At 41.1% G+C, this 22,646-nt stretch carries 14 protein-coding genes; 7 read left to right on the plus strand and 7 right to left on the minus strand.

The window, feature by feature from the left end; translation table 11 throughout:
* Window position 1: 1 nt before the first annotated feature.
* The 3 genes from ACO1XM_RS20750 to ACO1XM_RS20760 all read left to right on the plus strand — a co-directional run bounded on the left by ACO1XM_RS20750 (window position 2) and on the right by ACO1XM_RS20760 (window position 11,732).
* Window positions 2-7,690 carry an FG-GAP-like repeat-containing protein gene (locus ACO1XM_RS20750; RefSeq protein WP_486232636.1) on the plus strand — a complete coding sequence of 2,563 codons (7,689 nt, stop codon included), beginning with the start codon at window positions 2-4 and terminating at the stop codon, window positions 7,688-7,690.
* A gap of 90 nt (window positions 7,691-7,780) precedes the next feature.
* Window positions 7,781-10,819: a CHAT domain-containing protein gene (locus ACO1XM_RS20755; protein ID WP_486232638.1), complete on the plus strand. Its 3,039-nt coding sequence runs from the start codon at window positions 7,781-7,783 to the stop codon at window positions 10,817-10,819.
* 601 nt (window positions 10,820-11,420) lie between these two features.
* Window positions 11,421-11,732, plus strand: coding sequence for a hypothetical protein (locus tag ACO1XM_RS20760; protein WP_486232640.1), 312 nt, complete (start codon window positions 11,421-11,423; stop codon window positions 11,730-11,732).
* 121 nt (window positions 11,733-11,853) lie between these two features.
* On the opposite strand, the gene ACO1XM_RS20765 is transcribed toward ACO1XM_RS20760, so the two are convergent.
* From ACO1XM_RS20765 to ACO1XM_RS20775, 3 genes are all read right to left on the minus strand, one after another.
* Window positions 11,854-12,999 carry a cystathionine gamma-synthase gene (locus ACO1XM_RS20765; RefSeq protein ID WP_486232642.1) on the minus strand — a complete coding sequence of 382 codons (1,146 nt, stop codon included), beginning with the start codon at window positions 12,997-12,999 and terminating at the stop codon, window positions 11,854-11,856.
* Between the two features lie 60 nt (window positions 13,000-13,059).
* Complete coding sequence (locus tag ACO1XM_RS20770) at window positions 13,060-13,917, minus strand: SDR family oxidoreductase (protein ID WP_486232644.1); 858 nt, start codon at window positions 13,915-13,917, stop codon at window positions 13,060-13,062.
* Window positions 13,918-13,994: 77 nt separating this feature from the next.
* Window positions 13,995-15,071 carry a hypothetical protein gene (locus ACO1XM_RS20775; protein WP_486232646.1) on the minus strand — a complete coding sequence of 359 codons (1,077 nt, stop codon included), beginning with the start codon at window positions 15,069-15,071 and terminating at the stop codon, window positions 13,995-13,997.
* A gap of 93 nt (window positions 15,072-15,164) precedes the next feature.
* Here ACO1XM_RS20775 and ACO1XM_RS20780 point away from each other — a divergent pair, with 93 nt between their 5' ends.
* The 3 genes from ACO1XM_RS20780 to ACO1XM_RS20790 all read left to right on the plus strand — a co-directional run bounded on the left by ACO1XM_RS20780 (window position 15,165) and on the right by ACO1XM_RS20790 (window position 19,456).
* Window positions 15,165-16,112: an OmpA family protein gene (locus tag ACO1XM_RS20780; RefSeq protein ID WP_486232648.1), complete on the plus strand. Its 948-nt coding sequence runs from the start codon at window positions 15,165-15,167 to the stop codon at window positions 16,110-16,112.
* A 349-nt stretch (window positions 16,113-16,461) separates the two neighbouring features.
* Window positions 16,462-16,806, plus strand: a complete 345-nt coding sequence (locus tag ACO1XM_RS20785; RefSeq protein WP_486232651.1) for a PadR family transcriptional regulator — start codon at window positions 16,462-16,464, stop codon at window positions 16,804-16,806.
* 37 nt (window positions 16,807-16,843) lie between these two features.
* Complete coding sequence (locus ACO1XM_RS20790; protein WP_486232653.1) at window positions 16,844-19,456, plus strand: ABC transporter permease; 2,613 nt, start codon at window positions 16,844-16,846, stop codon at window positions 19,454-19,456.
* Between the two features lie 12 nt (window positions 19,457-19,468).
* Here ACO1XM_RS20790 and ACO1XM_RS20795 read toward each other — a convergent pair whose 3' ends face one another.
* Window positions 19,469-19,909, minus strand: a complete 441-nt coding sequence (locus tag ACO1XM_RS20795; protein WP_486232655.1) for a thioesterase family protein — start codon at window positions 19,907-19,909, stop codon at window positions 19,469-19,471.
* A gap of 165 nt (window positions 19,910-20,074) precedes the next feature.
* Between ACO1XM_RS20795 and ACO1XM_RS20800 the strand changes: the two genes are divergently transcribed.
* Complete coding sequence (locus tag ACO1XM_RS20800; RefSeq protein ID WP_486232657.1) at window positions 20,075-20,743, plus strand: hypothetical protein; 669 nt, start codon at window positions 20,075-20,077, stop codon at window positions 20,741-20,743.
* On the opposite strand, the gene ACO1XM_RS20805 is transcribed toward ACO1XM_RS20800, so the two are convergent.
* The 3 genes from ACO1XM_RS20805 to ACO1XM_RS20815 form a co-directional block, all read right to left on the minus strand.
* On the minus strand, window positions 20,736-21,410 hold the full coding sequence (locus tag ACO1XM_RS20805) for a 4'-phosphopantetheinyl transferase family protein (protein WP_486232659.1): 675 nt from the start codon (window positions 21,408-21,410) through the stop codon (window positions 20,736-20,738). The genes ACO1XM_RS20800 and ACO1XM_RS20805 overlap by 8 nt on opposite strands.
* A 185-nt stretch (window positions 21,411-21,595) precedes the next feature.
* Window positions 21,596-21,982, minus strand: a complete 387-nt coding sequence (locus tag ACO1XM_RS20810) for a hypothetical protein (protein WP_486232661.1) — start codon at window positions 21,980-21,982, stop codon at window positions 21,596-21,598.
* Window positions 21,983-22,200: 218 nt separating this feature from the next.
* Window positions 22,201-22,644 carry a lipocalin-like domain-containing protein gene (locus ACO1XM_RS20815; protein ID WP_486232663.1) on the minus strand — a complete coding sequence of 148 codons (444 nt, stop codon included), beginning with the start codon at window positions 22,642-22,644 and terminating at the stop codon, window positions 22,201-22,203.
* Window positions 22,645-22,646 lie beyond the last annotated feature (2 nt).

Below are 22,646 nucleotides of genomic sequence, written 5' to 3' on the forward strand. Positions count from 1 at the left end.
TGTGGAGCAGGTCGCTGTAGCGACTGCTCATCTTTATAAACCTGTTGAATCGCCAAAGCGATTTGTACGTTCCTTTCTATTCTGGAAAATTCACTTAATCCTGCCTACTATGTTTAAATATGGATTACCTTTTATTGCATTGACTTTGTTTGCGTTCACCTTGCAAGCACAAGAATTACCTTATGCCTTGCAACGTGTACAGCAACCTGTTCGTGTTATTGTGGGGACTTTCCCTGCTTATCAAATTCAGGAGTCGCTGGTTGATGCCAACGGCAATACATACATCGCAGGTTTCTTTCGTGGCACTTCCGATTTTGATCCGGGTGCTGCCACTGTACAATTGGTCAGTCAATCTCCTAGTATTGCCGATGTATTTTTTGCAAAATACGATGCTTCTGGCGCATTGGTGTATGTAAAGGCCATCACAGGGCCCGGTGATAAAACGGCCAATGCCCTGGCGCTTACACCCAGTGGCAAAATACTTGTAGGCGGATATTTTTTCAATAGCGTTAATTTTGATCCTGGAGTTTCCGATTTTTCATTGGGGTCAGCCGGTGGCTCTGATGCTTTTTACGCAAAGTTCGATGCTACTACCGGTGCTTTCGAATCTGCTTCCAGCGCAGGTGGTGCGGGTAATGACGGCATTATGAAAATTGCAGTAGCCAGTAACAACGATGCTTATATGTACGGCTACTTTGCACAAACCATGGATTTCGATTTTGGTGCAGGAGAATTTTACCTCAGTGCTGTCAGCAGTGCGCAGGATCGTTTCATTGCTAAATATGACGACTTGTCAACATTACAATGGGCTTATGCATTACCCAATATTTTTGTTACCAGCATTGCGTTAGATGCCGGAGGTTTTGTAGCCACCGGAAGTTTCCAAACTACAGCAGACATGGATCCAGGTACTAATACGCTTTCAAAAAGCCCTGTCGGATCGAGTGACATCTGGTTGAGCAAGTTTGATTTGAATGGAAATTTAGTCTGGAATATTACCATGGGTGGTATCGACTTTGACAATGCAGTTGATGTAACACTTGATGCCGGCTCTAATATTTATATCACAGGTAACTTCAATCAAACAGCCGACTTTGATGCAGGTGCTGGCGTTCAAAACATGGTGAGCAATGGCATGAACGATGCCTTTGTTGCCAAATACAATAGTGGCGGTGGTTTAGAATGGGCAAGAAGCTGGGGTGGTAACAGGGCAGATCAGGCTTCATCAATTATCGCGCTTCAAAATAATACGCTCGCTGTCTGCGGTACCTTTAGTAGTTTATCGATGGATGTTGATCCGGGGGCTGGTACAAAACTGCTTACCAATGCGGGGCCTGACAATGCCAGCGATGCTTACCTAGTATTACTGAATGACAATGGCAATCTGTTAGAGGGATTTAATTATGGTGTAACGGCCGCTGCTGAAACTGCAGGACTTGTTAATGGGCAGGGCGCACGGTTTTCTATCGTTGGTAATTTTATTCAAAACACTGACTTTGATCCAACAAGTGATGCCAGTATTTTAGTAAACAACAGCGGGCAACAGAATGCTTATCTGGCCAGCTACACCCTGCTCTCCACATTGCCTGGTGCGCAAGCCACTGCACTAAATTTTCCTGGGCAAACTACTTCAAGCCTGGATGTTTCTTTTACACCTGCAGCCGGGGCAGACGGTTACCTTGTGTTGAGAAGAGCTAATGCCGCAAGCACTGCAGTTCCGAAAGATGGATTCACTTACAATGTTGGCGCTTTCATTGGCGATGGTTTTGTAGTTTCAGCAGGTGCTGTTACCTCTTTTACAGATAACAACCTTGCTGCAGATGTTAACTATCACTATAGTGTTTTTAGCTACACACAAAATACCGGTGGCATCAATTACCTCACAACAAATCCATTGGTTGGTAATAGTGCCACAGCAGATATTGTAGAGTCCAGATTGACTGATTCATTAAGTTTAGTGGCCTTATATAATGCGACTAATGGAAGCGGATGGACAAATAGAACCAACTGGCTCAGTGGAAATTTAGATACCTGGTATGGTGTTAAGCTTAGCGGCAATAGAGTGACTAATATTTCGCTACCCAATAATTTAATGCAGGGTGCATTACCACTTTCCTTCAGCAATCTTTCAGCACTTGACACACTCATACTTAACAACAACCAATTGACAGGACTAATAGCGCCTGACATCAGCAGATTGACGAGCTTACAAATGATTAACCTGGCCAATAACAGTTTCAGTGGATCCATTCCTCAAGAGCTGGGGGCCTTACCGAATTTAAAATCATTAAATCTTGGCACCAATCAACTGACGGGCAATATTCCAGCAACACTTGGTAATATTTCAACATTGCTGGAATTAAGATTATTAAACAACCAACTGTCAGGAGCAATTCCAATCGCGCTTACAACATTACCTAGTCTATCGGTTTTAATTCTGAATAACAATCCCTTGGTTACTAACATTCCACCACAGCTTGGAAATATGGCAAGCCTGACTGTACTCGAATTACAAAACTGTCAGTTAACCGGAAGCATCCCCACTGAGTTGGGTAGTCTTTCACTTTTAACAAGATTGGATTTAGGCGGCAATCTTCTTACAGGTCGTCAAACTACCATCAGTCGTAATAAACTAAGCGGCAGTATTCCAGCATCATTGATCAACTTAAGCAATTTAAACTTTTTAAACCTAAGCCAGAATGATCTCACAGGCACACTCCCTGCCGGTATATCGACTTTAACAAATCTTGGCACACTGTGGCTCAGTGGCAGCAACCTTACATTGGGTGCTTTCCCCACAGAACTATTAAGTCTTCCAAATCTTACAGCACTCTATTTGTCTTATTGTGGTATCACAGGCAATATTCCATCACAGATCAGTGACATCCCCTTACTTACTAATATCGCATTAGACTTTAACGACATAGAATCCATACCGGCATCATTAACAGCTAAAGCAAATCTGAATTTTCTTGTGTTGAGCAATAACAGGTTAAGTACATTACCAGATTTCTCAGGCACTACATCACTCAGTACTTTTCAAGTCAGGAATAACAATTTACAATTTGATGCGATTGAACCTAACTTATTAAAGCTTGGTATTTCTTCTAACTATACACCACAAAATCCGATTGGTCTGCCGCAAAACATCTCATTGGTTCCCGGCAATGTACTCAACCTTACTTACACTGTTGGGGGAAGTGCCAATACATACACATGGAGATTAAACAATGTAATCCAACCTGCTGAGATTACAAATACGGTATTGATTCCTTCCGTGCAGGCAGCGAATGCCGGAACATGGACACTGACCATTACAAACAGTCTGGTTCCTTCCCTAACCCTGGCAACAAGTCCCGCACAGGTAACAGTAGTAGCAGAAAGTATTTTCACCTGGCAAAATGCTGGCAACCTTACCGCAGATGGAAACAATGCCAGCATGTATGGGGGTGTATGGGGAGATTTCGATAATGATGGCTTTGAGGATGTGTATACTTTAGGTATCAGCGATTCATTATCAGGCGCCCTGTATCGCAATAACGGGAATGGAACTTTTACAAGAACCAACGCTATTGGTTTTGCCGATGGCAGAAGTGGAACCTGGGGTGATTATAACAACGATGGCAACCTTGATTTATTTGTACCCGATTTTGGTTTTGCAGCAGCATTAACTGATAACCAGGTACAGATTTACAAAAACAACGGCAACAGCACTTTCACCAAAATAAATTTACCCACCGATGGTGTGGCAGGTACATGGATCGATTTTGATCTTGATGGGGATCTTGACATCAGTATTTCAAATACCCAGTTTAATGAAGTGTTTTTCAGAAACGATGGTAATGATGTATTTACGCGTGTTGAGAATAATATAAATGACAATGGTCAGTGGAATAATATCACCTTCCACGCTGACAACGATATGCAACTTGATTATCTGATCCCTTCTCCCAATTCTAATGCCAATACATTGCGTTTATTTAATGCGAGTAATGGCAATGAATTTTACGAAGGCTTTACCTTTCCAGTATTTACAGGTGCTGCCCGAGGTGCTTCAGTAGCCGACATCGACAACGATGGCGACTACGATATCTATGTTGTGCTGACAGGTGGCGCTGGAGAAAATGCTTTCTTTATTAATGATGGCAATGGATACTTCACTGAAGAACCAGCTTCGAATCGATTTAGTGAATTAGTAAGAGGCGGAAGAGGTTCAGCCTTTGGTGATTTAAACAATGATGGGTATGTCGATCTTATTACAGATCAAAATACCTTAGCACCTAACGGATGGGCCGTATTTATGAATAATGGTGACGGAACCTTTACCCGCGAAACCAATCAGACTTTTAAAAACAGCAACACTTTTGCAGGTATTGCTTTAGGTGATTATAATAACGATGGTTTTCTTGATGCCGTCTCCGCTACTTTTAATCCTGGCTCCACCAATGGTCTTTACCGTAATACGGGTAACGCTAATCACTGGTTAAAAATCAAACTTGTCGGATCAACAACTAACCGTACGGCTATTGGTGCACGCATCGCTGTTAAAGCCGATGGATTTTGGAGACATCAGCAGGTGATCACCTCCAATGGTTTTGCCAATCAAAATAGTTTGCTCGCACACTTTGGTACGGGTAGTGCTACTGCTGTCGATAGCATTACGGTGGAGTGGCCAAGTGGTTATCGTCAGCTGTTACTTAACCAGACTGCCGACCAATTATTGGTTATTACCGAACCGCCAAATCCGAACAGTGATACTGACATGGAGTTGATCGCGGCATACAAAGTGGCAACACAAAATGCAGCAAGCTTTGCTTCATTGGAAGATTATAATCTTGATAACGCAGATAACATGCTGGTATCTGGTTTCTTCCTTGGTAGCGTTGATTTCGATCCGGGAGCAGGAGTTCAAGTTTTAAATTCTGTTTCTGCCGCCAATGATGATCAGTTTATTGCCAAATACTCGGCAACAGGTGCATTGGTATGGGTGTATCCATTTGCCAATGACAATGGGAACAGGGTTAACCATGAATCTATGGCAGCCGATGGTACTAACAATATAATCATTGGTGGTCTTGTTACTGGTACATATGATGTAGACCCGACTGCTGGCGTAAGCTCACTCACAAGCAATAGCTTGAATGGCGATCCCTATTTTGCCAAATACAGTCCGGCTGGAAATTTCCTTTGGGCAAAACAATTAATCAGCAACACGAGCGATTATCCTGAAATAGAAGCAGTAGACGTTGATCAAGCTGGAAATATCATCATCAGCGGAAGCATAGGCAATGGAGATGTTGATGTTGATCCGGGTGCGGGCACTGCATTCATCACCAATGGCGGTGCTGGTGTAATTACCTACCTGGCTAAATACAATAACAACGGAGATTATATATGGTCGGTGTCAATCGGTGATCCGAATCTTTATCAGTACCCGATGTCACTCGCCATCGATGAGTCTAATCATATTTATCTCACTTACGAAATCAGTAGCTCAGGTGGTTCGTCACAAATGGCCATTAGTAAATATGCACCAGACGGAACGTCCGTATGGACAGTGCTTAATACCAATCTGTATGGATCTGACTTCAGAAATATTACCATTGATGAAACCAACAACAGGCTGTACATACCTGGAAGCTATGAAGGCACACCTGGTTTTACCGGAACATCGGGCAGTGGCACTTTACCAACAGCCAACAATGTTGACAACGGTTATGTAGCCGTTTATAATTTAGATGGCGCATTCATTAATGCTTTTGCTTTTGAGTCTTCTAATGAAGCTTATCCCGTATCGTTAAGTGTGCTGGAAGACGGCAATTTACTGATCACAGGTGGTTTCGAAGGAACACTTGATCTGGATCCTTCAACAGCTAAGTATGAATTTTATAGTAAGACCTCTTCTTTCATTACGAAACTATCTTCGACTGGCGGATTTATCTGGGGCGCAACCATTCCTAACTCTGCTGGCTTGATTTCACAATTAAACAGTCAGAATGAATTAGCCAGTGTAATCTTTTATGGAGAAGACAATAAGGCCGTTGATATTGAACCAGGCCCCGGAGTGTTTACGCTTTCCCCGACCAGCAATGAGGAAGATTTTGCTTTCCTTACCTACGATATTCAAGGTGGTGTTTTGTCAGCTGATTCATTAGCCCTCCGCGATTTTTATCTGGCTACAGACGGACCTAACTGGATTAACCGCACCAACTGGCTGAGTGGTAATGTCAGCACATGGTTTGGCGTAACAGTAACCAATGATAAAATTACAGGCATCAACCTGCCAGATAATAATTTGACAGGATCTATTCCATCAGAGGCCTTAATACTAGACGACCTGCTTAGCATTAACCTGGCCGGCAATAACCTGCAAGCCATACCAGACCTTAGTATACTTACAGATATTACTGCGGTCGATGTTTCACGCAACAACCTGGATTTTGGTTCGCTTGAATACAATGTAGATGTGCCTGGAATTACTTATGCAGATCAAAAAGACATCGTGGCATTTCCAGATTCAATACTCGTGGCATCAGGTGATGACTACATTTTAGAAACAACCATAGGTGGCACTGCCAATAGCTATCAGTGGAAACGTAACGCGGAAAATATTGTAGACGCTACACGTGATACGCTCTTCATCGAGAACATCGGCAGAAATAACATGGGTGCGTATTCAGTAGAGTTAACCAACAGCATTGTAACAGGCCTTACACTAAAAACAGTTCCTGTAAATGTTTTGGCCACAGCTGATTTGTCGGGGCGCTTGCTGATGGCAAGCAACGTACCCGCTACTGCCGGTAAGTTGCTCCTCTTCAGAATCACTTCCAGCAATGGTTATGATACCCTCAGGAATATTGATGTCAATACTGACGGCACTTATCTTTTTGACAATATCGTACTTGACGATTATCAGATTGTAGGTTTTGCAGACACTTTGGTAACAGGGCAGGAACGTGCCTTGCCCACCTATTATAGCAGTACTATTTTCTGGGAAGAAGCTGACACCTTGTTTGTGGAAAACTCAATAACAGACCTCGACATACTTTCACAACTGAAGCCTACTGAACCACTGGTGGAAGATGGTGTTATCAAGGGTATTGTCCAGGAAGATGACGGTACTGGTGAACGAACTGAGAAGACTTCCAGGATTAAAGGTGCAGGGGTTACTGCGCGAAGATCGCAGGGAACTGGAAGAGGTAAAGACGTTTTTATACTCGTAGCCTACGTATTTACCAACGATGACGGAGAATTTGATATCTCCGGATTACCACCAGGTGTCTACAGGATTAACATTCAATACCCAGGTTTCCCCATGGATGAAACATCCTTTGTAGATATTCCGATTGGAACCAGTCCATTGGATGAAGTTGTAGAAGTAGAGGCAACAGTAGCAGAAGGAAGAATTACCGTACGACAATTGATTATCACCGGACTGGAAGGCGCTGACTACAAAGCAGATGTATATCCTAATCCGGCACACACCATGGTGAATATTCATTTTGATAATACATCAACAAACAGAAAAATTGAATTGTCAGATGCGAATGGCGCACTCATCAACAAACAAGCTGCGCATGCACAGGAAGCACAGCTGGATGTAAGAACTTTGCCAACGGGCATTTACCTGCTAAAGATTAAGGATAAAGGCAATACAGTAAAGGTATTGCGTATTGCTGTTCAACATTAATTTAATATTTCATGCTGCATACCTGGTGTACACAAGTCGGGGATGTAGCATTTTCCATTTGTATTTTTATAAGCTATAAAATGTAACAACATGAAATGCCTGCCTACCTTTTTAGTGCTACTGCTTATCGGGATTACTGCTTACAGTCAGGAAATCCCAAAATTCTATCTCGACATAGAAAATAATTTTAATAGTGAAAACTATGAAGCCTGTGTTAAAATGGAAAAGGCGCTTGCAGATTTTGCCTTACAGCGCAACGATACACTGGTTGCCAATGCTTATTACTATGTGGCATTAGCCAATAACCTGCTGGGTAAAAATGAAAAAGCGATTTCACTTTTTGAAAAAGAAAAAGCCGTAAGGGAAAATCTGGGCCTGCAAAACAGCGAAGATTACAGCAATGTGCTATCTAACCTGGTGGGTCTTTATTTTGAAACTGGCAATAATGAAAAAGCAGCTTCACTGGCTTATCAGCTGCTGGAAAATGACAAGAAGCACTATGGAATTACCAGTGATGTATATGTACAGACTGTTCTTAGCACTGCTTCAGTTTTACGGGATGTTGATAAATTAAAAGATGCACAGGCCTTGTTAGAGTCCAGTGCGAAGCAACAGGAAAAGGGCTCTGCCAATTATGCTTTGCTACAATTAAAACTGGGTGATTTATATTCTTATAAAGGACTGTACACAAAGGCAAGTAAAACACTCAGTGAAATATCACCGATTATTGAAAAACAATTTGGTCTTAACTCACCTGAGTACTTAGATGCCCTGGTGATTACAGGCACACATTATGTAAGGCAAGGAAAGTACCCTGAAGCAGAAGAGACTTTTGATCAGGCGCTTGATCTGCTGAAGCCCGAAGAAGAAACCTACATGTCTGCCCAAAACGATCAGGCCTTGGTTTACCGTAGTCTGGGGCAATTGGAAAAAGCTGAGAAAATTTTCACTGAAATAAAAGTAATGGACAGTGCAACCCTGGGTACTGCTCATCCCTACTATGCGATTACACTTTCTAACCTAGCGCTGATACAAACAGATGCGGCTAAATACAAGGAGGCTGAGAAAAATCTATTAAAGACACTCGCCATTCAAAAGGCAAATGGTGGCACCAAGTCATTAACCTACACCAGAACACAAACCTTATTAGCACGAGTTTACCAATCCGCGGGGCAGGTAGAAAAAGCAATTCCCTTATTAGAGCAATCGGCTAACGTGTTTAAAAGTAAACTTGGTGAAAAGGATCCGGACTATGCATGGGCACTTTTTAACCTGGGTATGGCCAACTGGAAAGCCGGTAAGGGGAGCGTTGGTATAAAACAATTAAAAACAGCTGCTTCTGTAATTGCAACAAGTTTAGGCAAGAACCACCAACGCTACGCGGAAAGCAGTCAAAAAATTGCTGAGTACCAATGGTTACAAAAACAAAACAAAGAAGCACAACAAACCTTCGGAGAAGTTTTTAACAACTACTACAACCAAATTGATGTTACTTTCCCTGTACTGACAGAAGAAGAAAAAGCTAAATTCTATTATAATAAAATTCGTCCTTCTTTCGATAAATTCAATGCCTTTGCTGTGCAGAGCAAAGAAGAGATTCCAAATGTGCTAGCCGAGGTGTACGATCATCAGATTAATACCAAGGCAGTGATCATGCTTTCAACGGAAAAAGTGAAACAAGGGATAAAAAGCATGAATGATGTAAGCCTGATGACACAGTTTGAAGAATGGCAGGCCATCAAAGAGCAAATAGCCAAACTTTACGGCCAGCGTGACGAATCTCAATCGATCGATTCGCTGGTGAACGTGGCAAATGCTTATGAAAAAGAACTCACCAGAAAATCTGCTGCTTTTGCTTCGCAATACATCAGAAAAAAATACAGTTGGCTGGATGTTCAAAAAGCATTAAAACCAGGCGAAGCGGCTGTAGAAGTAATTCGTTATACAAATTACAATCCTGAAAACGGAGGTGCTTTCACAAATGAAATACGTTACGCTTTCCTGATTGTTAGCGCACAAACAAAAAATCAACCAGATATTATATTGTTAAATAATGGCAATGAGCTTGAAACCAAGTTCATGAATTTTTACCGCAACAGTATTCGTTTTCAACAAGAAGATACTTATTCATATAAAAACTATTTTGAGTCGTTGGCCGATTATCTTCAAAAAAATAAAATTCAGAAAGTATACTTATCATCAGAAGGTGTTTACAATCAAATCAACCTTAACAGCATCCGTAATCCCTTTACACAAAAATATATTCTGGACGAATTCGATATACACCTCCTCAACAACACACGCGAGCTGGCTGATAACAGGATTGATAAACGTGTAGGTCAGACACCGGTGTTGCTTGGCTTCCCGCAATTTAATCTTGAAGAAGGCGGCAGTAAAAAAGTTGCCGAAACAAGAGGTGCTTCAAGAAGTCTTACCAGGGGTGGTATAACACGTGGTTTCAGGGGCGGCTTACTCCGCTACATGCGTGGCGAGGAAGATGGCATTTCTGTATTGCCTGGAACTGAAAAAGAAATAAATGAGATCGCGGCACTGTTCAATGAGAAACCTAATGTTTTCATGGAGTCACAGGCGGCTGAACATGTTATTAAAGAAGTAAACAATCCACGCGTATTGCACATTGCTACACATGGATATTTTTTAGAAGATGAAGCACCCGCTACTGAGCTTAGTCAAACACAATATGTCGCCAACCCATTATTAAAAGCAGGATTAATTTTGGCTGGTGCTGAAAATTTTCTTTTAACAGGTGATGCTGTTAATGAAGCGGGTGATGATGGTATTCTTACAGCCTATGAGGCCATGAACTTAAATTTAGATGATACGGACCTGGTTGTGCTTTCGGCTTGTGAGACAGGTTTGGGGCAAGTAAAAAATGGCGAAGGTGTTTATGGTTTACAAAGGGCTTTCCGCTTGGCAGGAACTAAAAATATTGTGATGAGTTTGTGGAGTGTGGATGATGAAGCCACACAAGAACTTATGTCGCTTTTCTATAAAGAGATGTTGGGTGGTAAAACTCAACACGAGGCTTTTCGTCTGGCGCAGCAACAGCTGAAACAAAAATTCAGCAAACCTTTTTACTGGGGTGCTTTTATTATGGTGGGAAAATAATTGATGTGCTGATTTGCTGATGAGTTAATTCGTTGATAAAAAATGCATGATTATTTTTAGATTACCAGAGTAAATTGCAACAAACGAGTTTTCGCTATCAGGCCGCTGGGCCTCGCATGCTCATTCAAGGCTGTATGCTATCCCTGCTTGCGCTAAAGCTTCAGCGAAGGCATGCGCACATTCCCTGCCAGACCGAAGATAGCATAATGCCTTGTCTGAGCATGCTGCAATGAAGCATAGGAAATTCAAATTTGATAAATGGACAACATTCCACCTTCTCAGTGTCACCCTGGCGCAAGAACAAGCGAAGCAGTGGACACTGAGAAATTATGCCTAATCTGTGATAGATCTGGTCTGATTTTAGCAAAGAGACGACTGGCATTTTTTGATTCACCTGCGGTCGGTGTTTTCACTGAACCGCATCCTCCTTCACATTTCCTCTATTTTCAAGTCGTTACAAAATTTGACAGTAAGGATTGTAATCGGTGAAAACACCAACCACAGGTTAATTTTTATCAGTTTAAAAAGCTGAAAAAGGAATAAATATTAAATACGCATTAAACCTTTCATCCTTGTGCATGTCAAAGCACTAAAAAAGGTTATGAAAAAGATATTCATGATTGCCTCCATGTTATTGATTACAATAGCTGCGGTACAGGCACAATCCAGTGTAAATGCACGACAAAAAGCACAAAGAGCAAGAATTGCTGAAGGCCGCATGGATGGCAATTTAACAAGAGGCGAAGCTGCGCTCCTCAATAAGCAACAGCGTAACATCCGCAGAACTGAATGCATGGCTAAAGCTGATGGTGTGGTTACTGTAAGAGAACGGAGAGAATTACATCGCAAACAACATAGAGCAAATCATGCCATCCGCAGAGCAAAGCATAATCCTGTTGAACGAAAGGGATAAGAAAAATTCTTTATTAGTATTATGGGGAGCAAATGTGATTTGAGGATCTCTTTCATGTTTTACCATCTTCTCAGCGTCTCTTTGGAAACGCTGAGAAAAATGGAAAGCTTCTATATATAAACTATACTTTTTTCAGCGCTTGTTCTAAATCGCTAATCAAATCATCGGCATCTTCAACACCAATGCTCAGGCGCATCAATGAATCAACCAGACCACTTTTTAATCTTTCTTCTTTCGGAATGCTGGCATGGGTCATAGAAGCCGGGTGGTTAATCAGTGATTCAACACCTCCCAGGGATTCTGCCAAGGCAAAAAGTTCAAAACTCTTCATCAGGGTATGTGCCTTCTCAATACTATCGTCCTTTAAAGTAAAAGACAGCATACCACCAAAATCTCTCATCTGACTTTTCGCAATGGCGTGGTTGGGATGATCCGTAAAACCTGGCCAATATACGCGGCCTACTTTTGGATGTGCTTTTAAAAATTCTGCCACTTTTTTACCATTGATACAGTGGCGCTCCATGCGCAAATGCAAGGTTTTAATACCGCGCAATACTAAAAATGAATCCTGAGGGCCCGGTACTGCACCACAGGAATTATGAATGAATGCCAGCTCCTGATAAAGTTTTTCATCATTCACAACCAGGGCACCCATAATTACATCTGAGTGTCCGCCCAGGTATTTGGTTACGGAGTGCATAACAATGTCGGCACCCAAGGCAAGTGGACTTTGCAAATAGGGTGAAGCGAAAGTATTATCAACTGCCAATAACAGGTTATGCTTTTTAGCAATGGCAGCACAGGCTTTAATGTCAACAATATTCATTAAAGGATTGGTAGGCGTTTCTACCCACAACAATTTGGTGTTGGCATTCACCAAAGGTTGAATGTTGGCACTGTTGGTTAAATCAATGAAATGAAATTTGATACCAAACTTTTCATAAATTTTAGTAAACATTCTGTAGGTGCCACCATACAAATCGTTGCTGGTAATTACTTCATCACCGGGCTTCAATAATTTAACTACGGCATCGGTCGCGCCCATACCAGAGGAGAAACACAAAGCAAATTTTCCATCTTCTAATGCTGCAATACTTTTTTGTAAGCTGTTGCGGGTTGGGTTAGCACCCCGTGCATACGCATAGCCCTTATGTTGTGCCGGGCCTTCCTGTACATACGTGGACGTTTGAAATATCGGTGTCATAATAGCACCTGTTGATGGGTCGGGGGCAACGCCCGCGTGAACTGCTTTTGTAGCGAATTTCATAGTAGAGTATTATCAGTATTTTGTTAAACCATTCAAATTTTTTGCAATATAGTTAAAGTGCTACTTGCCTCTGTTTTTCTCAATCATATCCCACATACTTTCGGGTATATCTTCCAGGTGGCTGAATTCTCCACCGCTGCGCAACCACTCACCGCCATCAATGGTGATTACCTCCCCATTCACATAAGCAGAATAATCTGAGAGTAAATAAGCCGCCAGGTTGGCTAACTCCTGGTGTTCACCTACACGCTTGAGTGGTACACGTTGTGCCGGATCAAATTTCTTTACAAGATCGCCCGGTAATAAACGACTCCAGGCACCTTCGGTAGGAAAGGGCCCCGGTGCTATGGCATTGCTTCGGATATTGTACTTTGCCCACTCTTGTGCCAGCGATCTGGTGAGTGCCAGCACGCCTGCTTTACTACAAGCGGAGGGTACTACATAGCCGGAGCCTGTCCAGGCGTAGGTAGTGACAATATTCAGAAAAATACCGCCTTGTTTTTTATTGATCCAGTTTTTACCAGCCGCTAAGGTTGTGTAGTAGGTGCCCTTCAATACTATATCTACAATAATATCGAAGGCCCTATGCGACAAACGTTCTGTAGGACTAATGAAATTGCCTGCCGCATTATTAAGCACGGCATGAATTTGTCCGAATGTTTTATCCGCTTCTTTCAGCACATTTTCGATTTCCTCGTATTTGCGTACATCAGCAGGAACGGCCAATACCTTTCCACCGGTTTCCTGCATAAGCTCTGTTGCGGTTTTGTCAATGACTTCTTTTTTACGTGAAGTAATAACAAGGTTAGCGCCCAGTTCCAGACAATACTTACCAATCGAACGCCCCAGACCGGTTCCGCCACCTGTAATGATAATCGTCTTATCCTTTAAACTTCCGGGTTTTAACATGCCTTCCATATGCGAATATTTTGACCCGAAAGGTAAAAAATAAAAAAGGAGCCCGGAGGCTCCTTTTCACTTTTAAATGTTTTGTCTTATCCAAGATCAGCCAGTTCATCTAAGGATGCACCGAGTGAATCAAATATTTCGCTCAAAGCTTGTTTTGTTCCATCATTAAACTGAACGTAAGGCGTAGGCTCAGTGTCACCAGCCGCTGTTACCCAAACAATCTGGCCAGCCCCTTTACCATCCACACTTACTGAAATTTTAATGAAGTCGTTATAATCACCAGCGGCATTTGGATCCTGGGGAGGTGTAATCACAACATTAAAGATTACAGAACCTAACTGTACATTACCCTCTAACTTAGCAATGTTAGTTTCAATTTTTGCACCCTGATAAGTAGCCGTTAAATCCCAGCCGATTAGCTTGTCGTCACCTTTGCTTAAGTATTGAGAGAAACTGGATACAGAGGCTTTGGTATCATCCAGGTCAATATCAAGTGTGTAGGGATTAACGAAGTATGAAATATCAGCAAAGTTTGGGTCGTCAGTACCATCATTTTTGTAGCTTACTTCAGCACTTAATGAAGCTTGTTTTACATTGTTAATATCAAGCGTTGCTTCAATAACTGTGGCACTATAAAGTTCGTCACCCAGCGGTGTAGAAACTTCTTCGTAATCTGTTAATCTGAAAACGGCATTATTGGTAGTGCTGCCTTCTGTCGGGAAGCGTATTTCAATAATAGAAGATTGTCCGGTTAGTTGGAAATCCTGCAGTTGCGGACTCCATGTGTACACACCTTTATGCTCAGCATAGTTGAAAGGCTCATCGCCTTCTGTGCGACTTGCTGCACTTGGCTCGCTAATCATGTGTTGAAAATTAGCAATCGCCTTGCGCACGTAGGTATTGGGGTTTTTTCTGGCTTCCTTTACACGTGCTGTTGTAAAGATAGAGCCGCTATTGGTTAAGGCTGAGAGTGTTTCAAGTGCTTTGAATCCTTCAGCATTTGAGAAGTTTTCAAGTTCGGCAGATAATTCTGCATCAACTGATAACAATGCTTCCTTGGCATCAGTTGCAGATAAACTTTCAGTTTCATCTTTTTCGCAGGCCGTAAATAGAAGGAGTCCGGAAAAAAGAATTGTTGATAATCGGAGGCTTTGTTTAAACATAAAATTGATTTTTAAAGAAAATTAGGTTTTAGAAGTTTTGAACTGAATTGTCCTTAATTTTGAAAGTAATAACGAAGTAACCACATTGAACATATGAAAAACTATTTTTTATTTTTTGCAACAGCGCTTTTATTCAGTAGCTGTATTGTTTCTAAAAAGAAGTTTGACGACATGCTGGCCCAAAAAGTAAGGACTGAGGCTGATTTAAACGAAAAAACAGCTGCTTTGGATTCACTTTCGGCAGATTTTTCGCAGTTAAATCAGCATTTTAATCAACTCAAGTCAGATACAACCAACTTGGGTAGTAGCTTGAGAAATAACCAAAAAAAGTTAACAGGCCTGGAGGCGGAACATGCGCAGCTTAATGATTTATATAAAAACCTGCTCAATAACAGCGGGCGGATGAATCGCGATTTAACGCAACAGCAACAACAGTTATTGGCCATTCAGCAAAACCTGGACAAAACCAGAAGAGAGAATGATTCCTTAAGTACCAGTCTGGCTGAGCGTGAAAAAAAGGTAACAGAACTTGAACAGGTACTGGCTAATAAAGACAAGGCTGTTCAGGATCTAAAATCGCGCATTACAAATGCGCTGTTGAACTTTAAGGAAAATGACCTGACGGTAAAAGTAAAAAACGGCAAAGTGTATGTTTCGCTGGCTGAACAACTTCTCTTTGGTTCAGGCAGTATTGAAGTAGATCAAAAGGGTGTGGGCGCTTTACAACAACTGGCAAAGGCACTCAAGGATCAGAAGGATATAAACATTATGGTTGAAGGTCATACAGACAATGTACCGATTTCAAAAAAATCTCCTTACATGCAAGACAACTGGGATTTAAGTGTAATGCGTGCTACCTCCATTACAAAAATTCTGGTTAAGGGAGGCGTTGCTCCAAATCACATTGTAGCGGCAGGTAAGGGTGAGTTCTCTCCCCTATTAACAAACGATACACCACAAAACAAACAAAAGAACAGACGCACAGAAATTATTATTACCCCCGACTTAGATGAGTTGTTTAAGTTGTTGGAAAGTAATTAAGATATTTATTGATATGACTACAGAAACGCGAAGCAAAGTCTTCGCGTTTTTTTATTGTATTATACATAAGCCTTGACAAAAACAGTTATCAGAAACCAGTAGATAGACAATGTCAAACATAAACCTGGCAATGCAAGTCCGTGCTGTATCGTGATTGCATTACATTTTCACCGTTTCCAAGCCTCCAATTTTTAAGCTAAACTAGCCACCCCTCCGCTGCCCCATTTCGCTCAAACATGTCCGCTGGTGAACAGGTAAGGCAGGCGCAATCCTTCAATAATTCCAAATTATAATGCTTTAAGAAATGGCATGATTATTAATACTACAATTAGGAAAGAATTCTGCAAACATGAAAAAGTATCAGTTAGGCGAGTTTGAAGAGGTGGTGATGTTAACGGTGGGTGTACTCTACAATGAAGCGTATGGCGTTTCTATAAAAAAAGAAATTGAAGGAAGATTAAAACGCTCGGTTAGTGTTGGTGCTTTACAAACGGCCTTAAAAAGACTTGAAGACAAGGGTTATCTCAAATCACGTGAAGGGGAAGCTACAGAAGACAGAGCAGGGCGGCCCAAAAAATATTTTACCATTACCGCCTATGGTAAAAAAGCCATGGAATATACCAAACAAACACGGGATGAGTTATGGAGCGCTATCCCTAAAGTTGCCTGGAATACCAAAGCAGTCGGCATTTAATTGTCATTTAATTCTTTAGGTATAATTCAATTACAGAATGAAAAAATCATCGAGCCCTCCAAAATTATTTCACCGCTTCTTTCGCTGGTTTTGTACACCTGATTTACGCAACAGCATAGAAGGTGATCTGCTTGAATTATACCAGGAACGTGTTAAGGAAGAAGGTAAGCATAAAGCAGACCTGAAGTTTGCCAAAGATGTGCTCCTACTCTTCCGACCGGGAATAATCAAATCAATAGAACTTCAACATTATGCTATGAATACAGACATGTACAAAAGTTATATCAAAACAGCCTGGCGAAATATGGCCAGAAAAAAAGTCTATGCTTCTATCAATATCGCAGGGCTGGCCCTGGGCATCTCATGTGCGCTCCTTATTTTTTCCTTGATCAGTCATCATCTCGACTTTGATACTTTTCATGCAGACACAGATCGCATTTACCGTTTTGTTACAGAAGAACACCGCGATCAGATCGACTATGACCGAAGTGTACCACCCGCATTCGGAAAAGCCTTTCGCGATGATTATACCTTTGGTGAGAAGGTAGCACGTCTGTGCACAATAGATAACCAGCTCATTACGGTTGGTGAGGGTAGTGCTATGCAAAAGTTCAGTGAAGAAGTGTCTTTTGTTGAATCTGAATTTTTTGACATTTTCAACTTCCCACTCATAGCAGGCAATTCTAATAAGGCTTTGACCGAGGCCAATACAGCCATTATTACGGAGCGCTTAGCCAAAAAATATTTTGGTAATGAATCCGCTTTAGGAAAAACATTTCGTTTTGAAAATAGAATTGATTTCACAATTAACGGTGTATTGAAAGATATTCCAGCGCATACAGATTTCCGCTCTGAAATTTATTTTTCATACAACACCATAAATCAGTACAGCACATGGTATGCTGCTGATGACGCCTGGGGTGGTATATCATCCAGCATACAAACTTTTGTGCGACTTCAGCCTGGGGTGAGCCCGCAAGCCGTAGAGGCAGTACTACCTGATTATGTGAAGAAGTACAGGGCTAAAAGCAAAAACGTTCACCACTATAAACTTCAACCACTTAAGGATGTTCACTTCAATGCACGGTATGGAGGACAAACAGACATGTCTACACTCTGGGTATTGTCTGCGATTGGTCTACTCCTGGTTTTCACTGCATGTCTCAACTTCATCAACCTCGCTACGGCACAAGCCATTACCAGAGCAAAAGAAGTTGGGGTTCGCAAAGTGTTAGGGAGTGCGCGCACGCAATTATTCTGGCAATTTACAATTGAAACAGGGGTGATTGTTCTATCGGCTGCCTTGCTTGCTTTTTCTACAGCCTATCTCATTTTACCATACCTCAATACCTTGTTTGAAACAAGGATCTCGCTGGATCTTTTTATTAATGCAAAATTTCTACTATTCCTGGTTGCGCTCATCCTTGTTGTAACCTTGCTGTCGGGTGCGTATCCGGGTATAATGCTCTCTCGCTTTAAACCCGTAGCAGCATTAAAAGGCAGGTTGACCGGACAACAAGGCGGCAGTTTTAGTATCAGACGCGGACTTATAATTGTTCAATTTACTATTTCGCAAATTTTACTGATTGGTTTAATTGTTATGATGCAGCAAATGAGGTATTTCTCTAATACCAATATGGGCTTCGCACATGATGCCACTGTAATGATCCCTGCCGGTTCAAACGATGAAAGACTGCGAACGTTAAGGTCTCAATTTTTAGCTCTCCCCAATGTTGAAAATGTTTCTCTTTGCTTTGCTGCACCTGCCTCTGATGATATGTGGACTACTTCCCTTCGCTTTGACAATCGCAGTGAAGCTGAAAGTTTTTCAATAAGCTATAAAGGTGCAGACGAAAACTATGTATCAACCTTTGGTTTAGAAATTGTGGCTGGTAGAAACCTGACGCCCTCAGATACAGTACGGGAATTTCTCGTGAACGAAAAAACAATTACAAAGCTTGGTCTGGCTTCTGCCGAAGAAATTCTTGGAAGACAGCTTTCGGTGAATGGCGGTTCGTTGAATGGCCCAGTGGTAGGTGTAATCAAAGACTTCCACGATCGATCATTTCAATCTGATATTCAACCCTTGTTTATTGCCAGCTCTCTACAAATGTATAATGTGCTCGCTGTTAAAATAAAAATGAGTGATGTTGGTAATACTTTAGCCTCATTGGAAAATACCTGGTCTGCTACTTATCCCGAACTCATTTACTCCTACAACTTTCTGGACGATCAGATTGCTTCTTTCTATCAGCAAGAACAACGCATGCTAACAATGGTTCAGGTATTCGCCTTTATTGCCTTACTGATTGGCTGTATGGGCTTATATGGCTTAGTATCATTCCTTGCAGTTCAAAAAACAAAAGAAATAGGTATCAGGAAAGTGTTGGGTAGTAGTGTTGCACAAATACTTACAATTTTTGGAAAAGAGTTTTCTTACCTTGTGCTGATTGCCTTTTTACTGGCCGCTCCCATTGCCTGGGTTGTCATGTCGAACTGGTTATCAAATTATACTTATAGGATTGAGATTGATTTATGGATGTATGCATTGGAGTTGTGCATTATATCAACCATTGTACTGGCTACAGTAGGGTATCGTTCATTAAAAGCTGCGGTCATCAATCCGGTTGACAGTTTAAAAAGCGAATAGTCGGTTCGTTGGTTAATTACCTTTTGTTGAAATCAGTGAGAAAAGTCGTTCCGGTATCGGAGCGATTTTTCGTTTATCATAATCAAAACACACAATACCTGTTTTTCCACGGGCTACTTCTTTGCCGGTATGTTTATTCAGAATCAGGTAGAGCATATCAAAACCATATTTATTAATATCTGCAATAGCCAGTTGTATTGATAGTGTATCTCCTAAAAAGGCCTCGGTTTTGTAAATGACCAGTGCATCGCTGATTACCTGCCCGACACTTCCATCAAAACTAACTTCGTCTTTAAAGCCATTTTCTCTATAAAAGTTTACCCTGGCTTGTTGCATCAGCACCAGCATATTATCGTTGCCGACATGGGCTCCGTAATTAAGGTCATTTACTCGAACTACCAATTCAGTCGAATAGATAAATTGCGTGGGGAGTGTAAGTTCCAGTCGTGCCATGAAAGAAGCGTATGTTTAATTTGCAATATAATCATATTGCGATGAATCCATTTTTGATATCATTAGAGCAGGCACAACATTAGTCAACTGAGATTTAAACTACATTTAGTCTTTCACGTAAAGAAAATTATGATTCACATATATCTTTCAATTACTATTCTGTGTATGCTTCTTTCATGTACAAAAAGAAAAATGAACGATGCCGGGAAGGGGACAGCAATAGATACCATTCATTCAAAACTCGCTGACACATCGAATCAGGAATTACTTTATCCGAATGACATACATCAATTCAGTACTCGAGAATTGGGAGATTTTGTATATGAAATAGATGCCTCTTATGATAGTCTTGATGAATTGATACTCCAAAATACAGACTCCTCAAACTACATTTCCATTGATACTGATCAAGAGGAGGGCGGAATGAATGCTGTATGGCATTTCAATTATGCAGTTGAAATTGTACGTCTCAATTATCATTGGGCTTTCGAAAGTCAACAAGTTGAATTAGAGTTCTTGATGAGAAGTGATACAATCGTTGGATATACCCGTATCGATAATTCAGGATATTGCCAGGAAACGCAAAAATGGTGCATCGAAAAGGGTGGTTATCAACTGGATTGTGATAAGACAGACTCATTAAAAACAAACTTTGATAAACAAGTCAAAGAGTCGTTCAGAGATTACAAAATTGAACTTCAGCAATTTCTCAATTTCCCGATTGTTGAATCAAGGGGCAACCGCTATTTATTAAAGAGTGATGCCGAAGAAAATGAACACTATGCTGCTTACGTCATCATCCCTAAAAAATTATATGACATTTTAGTCAGGTAATTGAAAGTAACTCATGTTCAGTACCACAATAACTTACTTCAATCTGATCGCTGGGGAAGCTGCTACTTACAAAACAAGTATATTCAGGAACATCAACCTGATAAAAAAAGGGGTTAGAAATGATTCCGTCAGGCCAGGTTTGCGTGTCAAAAATGTTTATCTTCATTAGATCAACCAGAAAACCTGTACCCTTTGCTTTTAATAAACTTTCTTTCTTCGTCCATAAGGTAAAGAACATGTTGGGCGACTCTTTTAGTACAGCCCATTCTTCCGGGTGAAAGATGCTTTCGTAAGCTGTAATGTCTATTGCTCTGTTTTGTTCAATATCAATACCAACATGCTTGCATGGTGAACAAACCGCTACAACATAATCTCCGCTATGCGACACATTAAAATCAAGGTTATGATTTGGCAGAAAAGGTTTACCAAAATTGTTTCGTTGGATGGTGCGCAGGCTTTGGTCATTGATACCTACACTGTGCAAAAGGTGTTCGGTTAGCACTATCCCCGTTGCAGCTCTTAGCTGGTCTTTCCAAAAAGCAAAGTGATGCTGCTGATCAAGCGCTGAAGTTCTTTTTTTCTCTTGTAATGCAACAATTGTGCTCTCTGAAAGGTTTTTCAGTGAGGCTACAATAATCTGAATGGTCTGCTGTGGCGCTTTATTCATGAACAACGAAACAGTTTCACTAGTCTTCAGCCTATAAATATTGTCACCTGTAGTTTACAATGACAAAAAAGTCAAGCTGAAGCAATAAAGAAATTATGCACTATGAGGACACATAATCTTTATCGCCCAGCCTGAACACAACGAGAACGCTACAGGCGACAAGCGCCTGCAGCCGTTATACTTTATTACGATTGCTTCATTAACCAATCGCTGGCTTCACGATACGAGCCAAATGATTTGATCACATCAGAAGCGGGCATAGCCTTTTTAGCTGACATCTCTGCAAAGATGTTAGAAGAGAAAATCCATGCAAAATGTTTTAGTCCTGCCTCGATCATAGCCGGGAACCATTCTTTGGCTGTCCACTCTGCCGCTTCCTGCCATGGACCTGTCACGTGTGTGTTATCATTTAACACTTTTGTTATCCCTTTCTTTTTTACTAAGTCGAGAATGATAGCACCTGAGCTCATGATGGATTCTTTGTTTTGAAATCCAATCCAATTACAGATCATAATTTTTGTTACTGCATCATAAGTAATTTCGATGTTTTTTGCTTTGTGGAGCGATTGCATAGTATTTAAAAAATTTAGAGTGAACGAGTGTCTTCATTATTCATGAACTGCTATCTACAAAAAAAACATAAGCAAAGTGCACCTTAAAATTAAGGTACTTTCATAATAAGTTGATTCGTAAGATCATTAAAGCAAAATGCTTCGGTCTATCCTTCTTGTTTAAATTTCATATTCAAATATCTTATGCAAGACACTACTATCCATTCAATTGATGTCGCTCATTGCGTTACACGCTCCCAGGTAACCTTAAAAATAATTTCTCCCCCACTAACCGGTACAGGAGGTGTACTCAGGATGAGGTGTTTTTCGGTAAGCGTGGCGAAACGAAGCTGATGATTTCCAAACCAGTTTGGAAAAAGACTGCCTTGCACCTTATGTATAATTTCCCCAGGGCTTGGTTCCTCATATTTACCGAAGTAAGCGATATAAGAGTCGAACGCTACCTTCGTTTCCAATGGCGTACCACCATTAATATCCTGAGAAGCAAATAATGTACGATTGCCGCGCATAAGTTGTGCATTCATATTACCATAGGAATCATACATTAAAATACCCTTGGCATCTTTACCGAAGTAATCAATTTCCTTTCCAGTGGCATCGTGGTAAACCCAACTCACCAAATGCCAGGTGCCAATCATTTTATTTTTAATAAACTCAGTCATGC

This window comes from Chryseotalea sp. (assembly GCF_057350905.1).

What these genes read in the sequence shown, in the direction of transcription:
- ACO1XM_RS20755 (WP_486232638.1), top strand. Translation starts at nt 7,781, where the DNA reads ATGAAATGCCTGCCTACCTTTTTAGTGCTACTGCTTATCGGGATTACT.
- ACO1XM_RS20760 (WP_486232640.1), top strand. Translation starts at nt 11,421, where the DNA reads ATGAAAAAGATATTCATGATTGCCTCCATGTTATTGATTACAATAGCT.
- ACO1XM_RS20765 (WP_486232642.1), bottom strand. Translation starts at nt 12,999, where the DNA reads ATGAAATTCGCTACAAAAGCAGTTCACGCGGGCGTTGCCCCCGACCCA.
- ACO1XM_RS20770 (WP_486232644.1), bottom strand. Translation starts at nt 13,917, where the DNA reads ATGGAAGGCATGTTAAAACCCGGAAGTTTAAAGGATAAGACGATTATC.
- ACO1XM_RS20775 (WP_486232646.1), bottom strand. Translation starts at nt 15,071, where the DNA reads ATGTTTAAACAAAGCCTCCGATTATCAACAATTCTTTTTTCCGGACTC.
- ACO1XM_RS20780 (WP_486232648.1), top strand. Translation starts at nt 15,165, where the DNA reads ATGAAAAACTATTTTTTATTTTTTGCAACAGCGCTTTTATTCAGTAGC.
- ACO1XM_RS20785 (WP_486232651.1), top strand. Translation starts at nt 16,462, where the DNA reads ATGAAAAAGTATCAGTTAGGCGAGTTTGAAGAGGTGGTGATGTTAACG.
- ACO1XM_RS20790 (WP_486232653.1), top strand. Translation starts at nt 16,844, where the DNA reads ATGAAAAAATCATCGAGCCCTCCAAAATTATTTCACCGCTTCTTTCGC.
- ACO1XM_RS20795 (WP_486232655.1), bottom strand. Translation starts at nt 19,909, where the DNA reads ATGGCACGACTGGAACTTACACTCCCCACGCAATTTATCTATTCGACT.
- ACO1XM_RS20800 (WP_486232657.1), top strand. Translation starts at nt 20,075, where the DNA reads ATGCTTCTTTCATGTACAAAAAGAAAAATGAACGATGCCGGGAAGGGG.
- ACO1XM_RS20805 (WP_486232659.1), bottom strand. Translation starts at nt 21,410, where the DNA reads ATGAATAAAGCGCCACAGCAGACCATTCAGATTATTGTAGCCTCACTG.
- ACO1XM_RS20810 (WP_486232661.1), bottom strand. Translation starts at nt 21,982, where the DNA reads ATGCAATCGCTCCACAAAGCAAAAAACATCGAAATTACTTATGATGCA.
- ACO1XM_RS20815 (WP_486232663.1), bottom strand. Translation starts at nt 22,644, where the DNA reads ATGACTGAGTTTATTAAAAATAAAATGATTGGCACCTGGCATTTGGTG.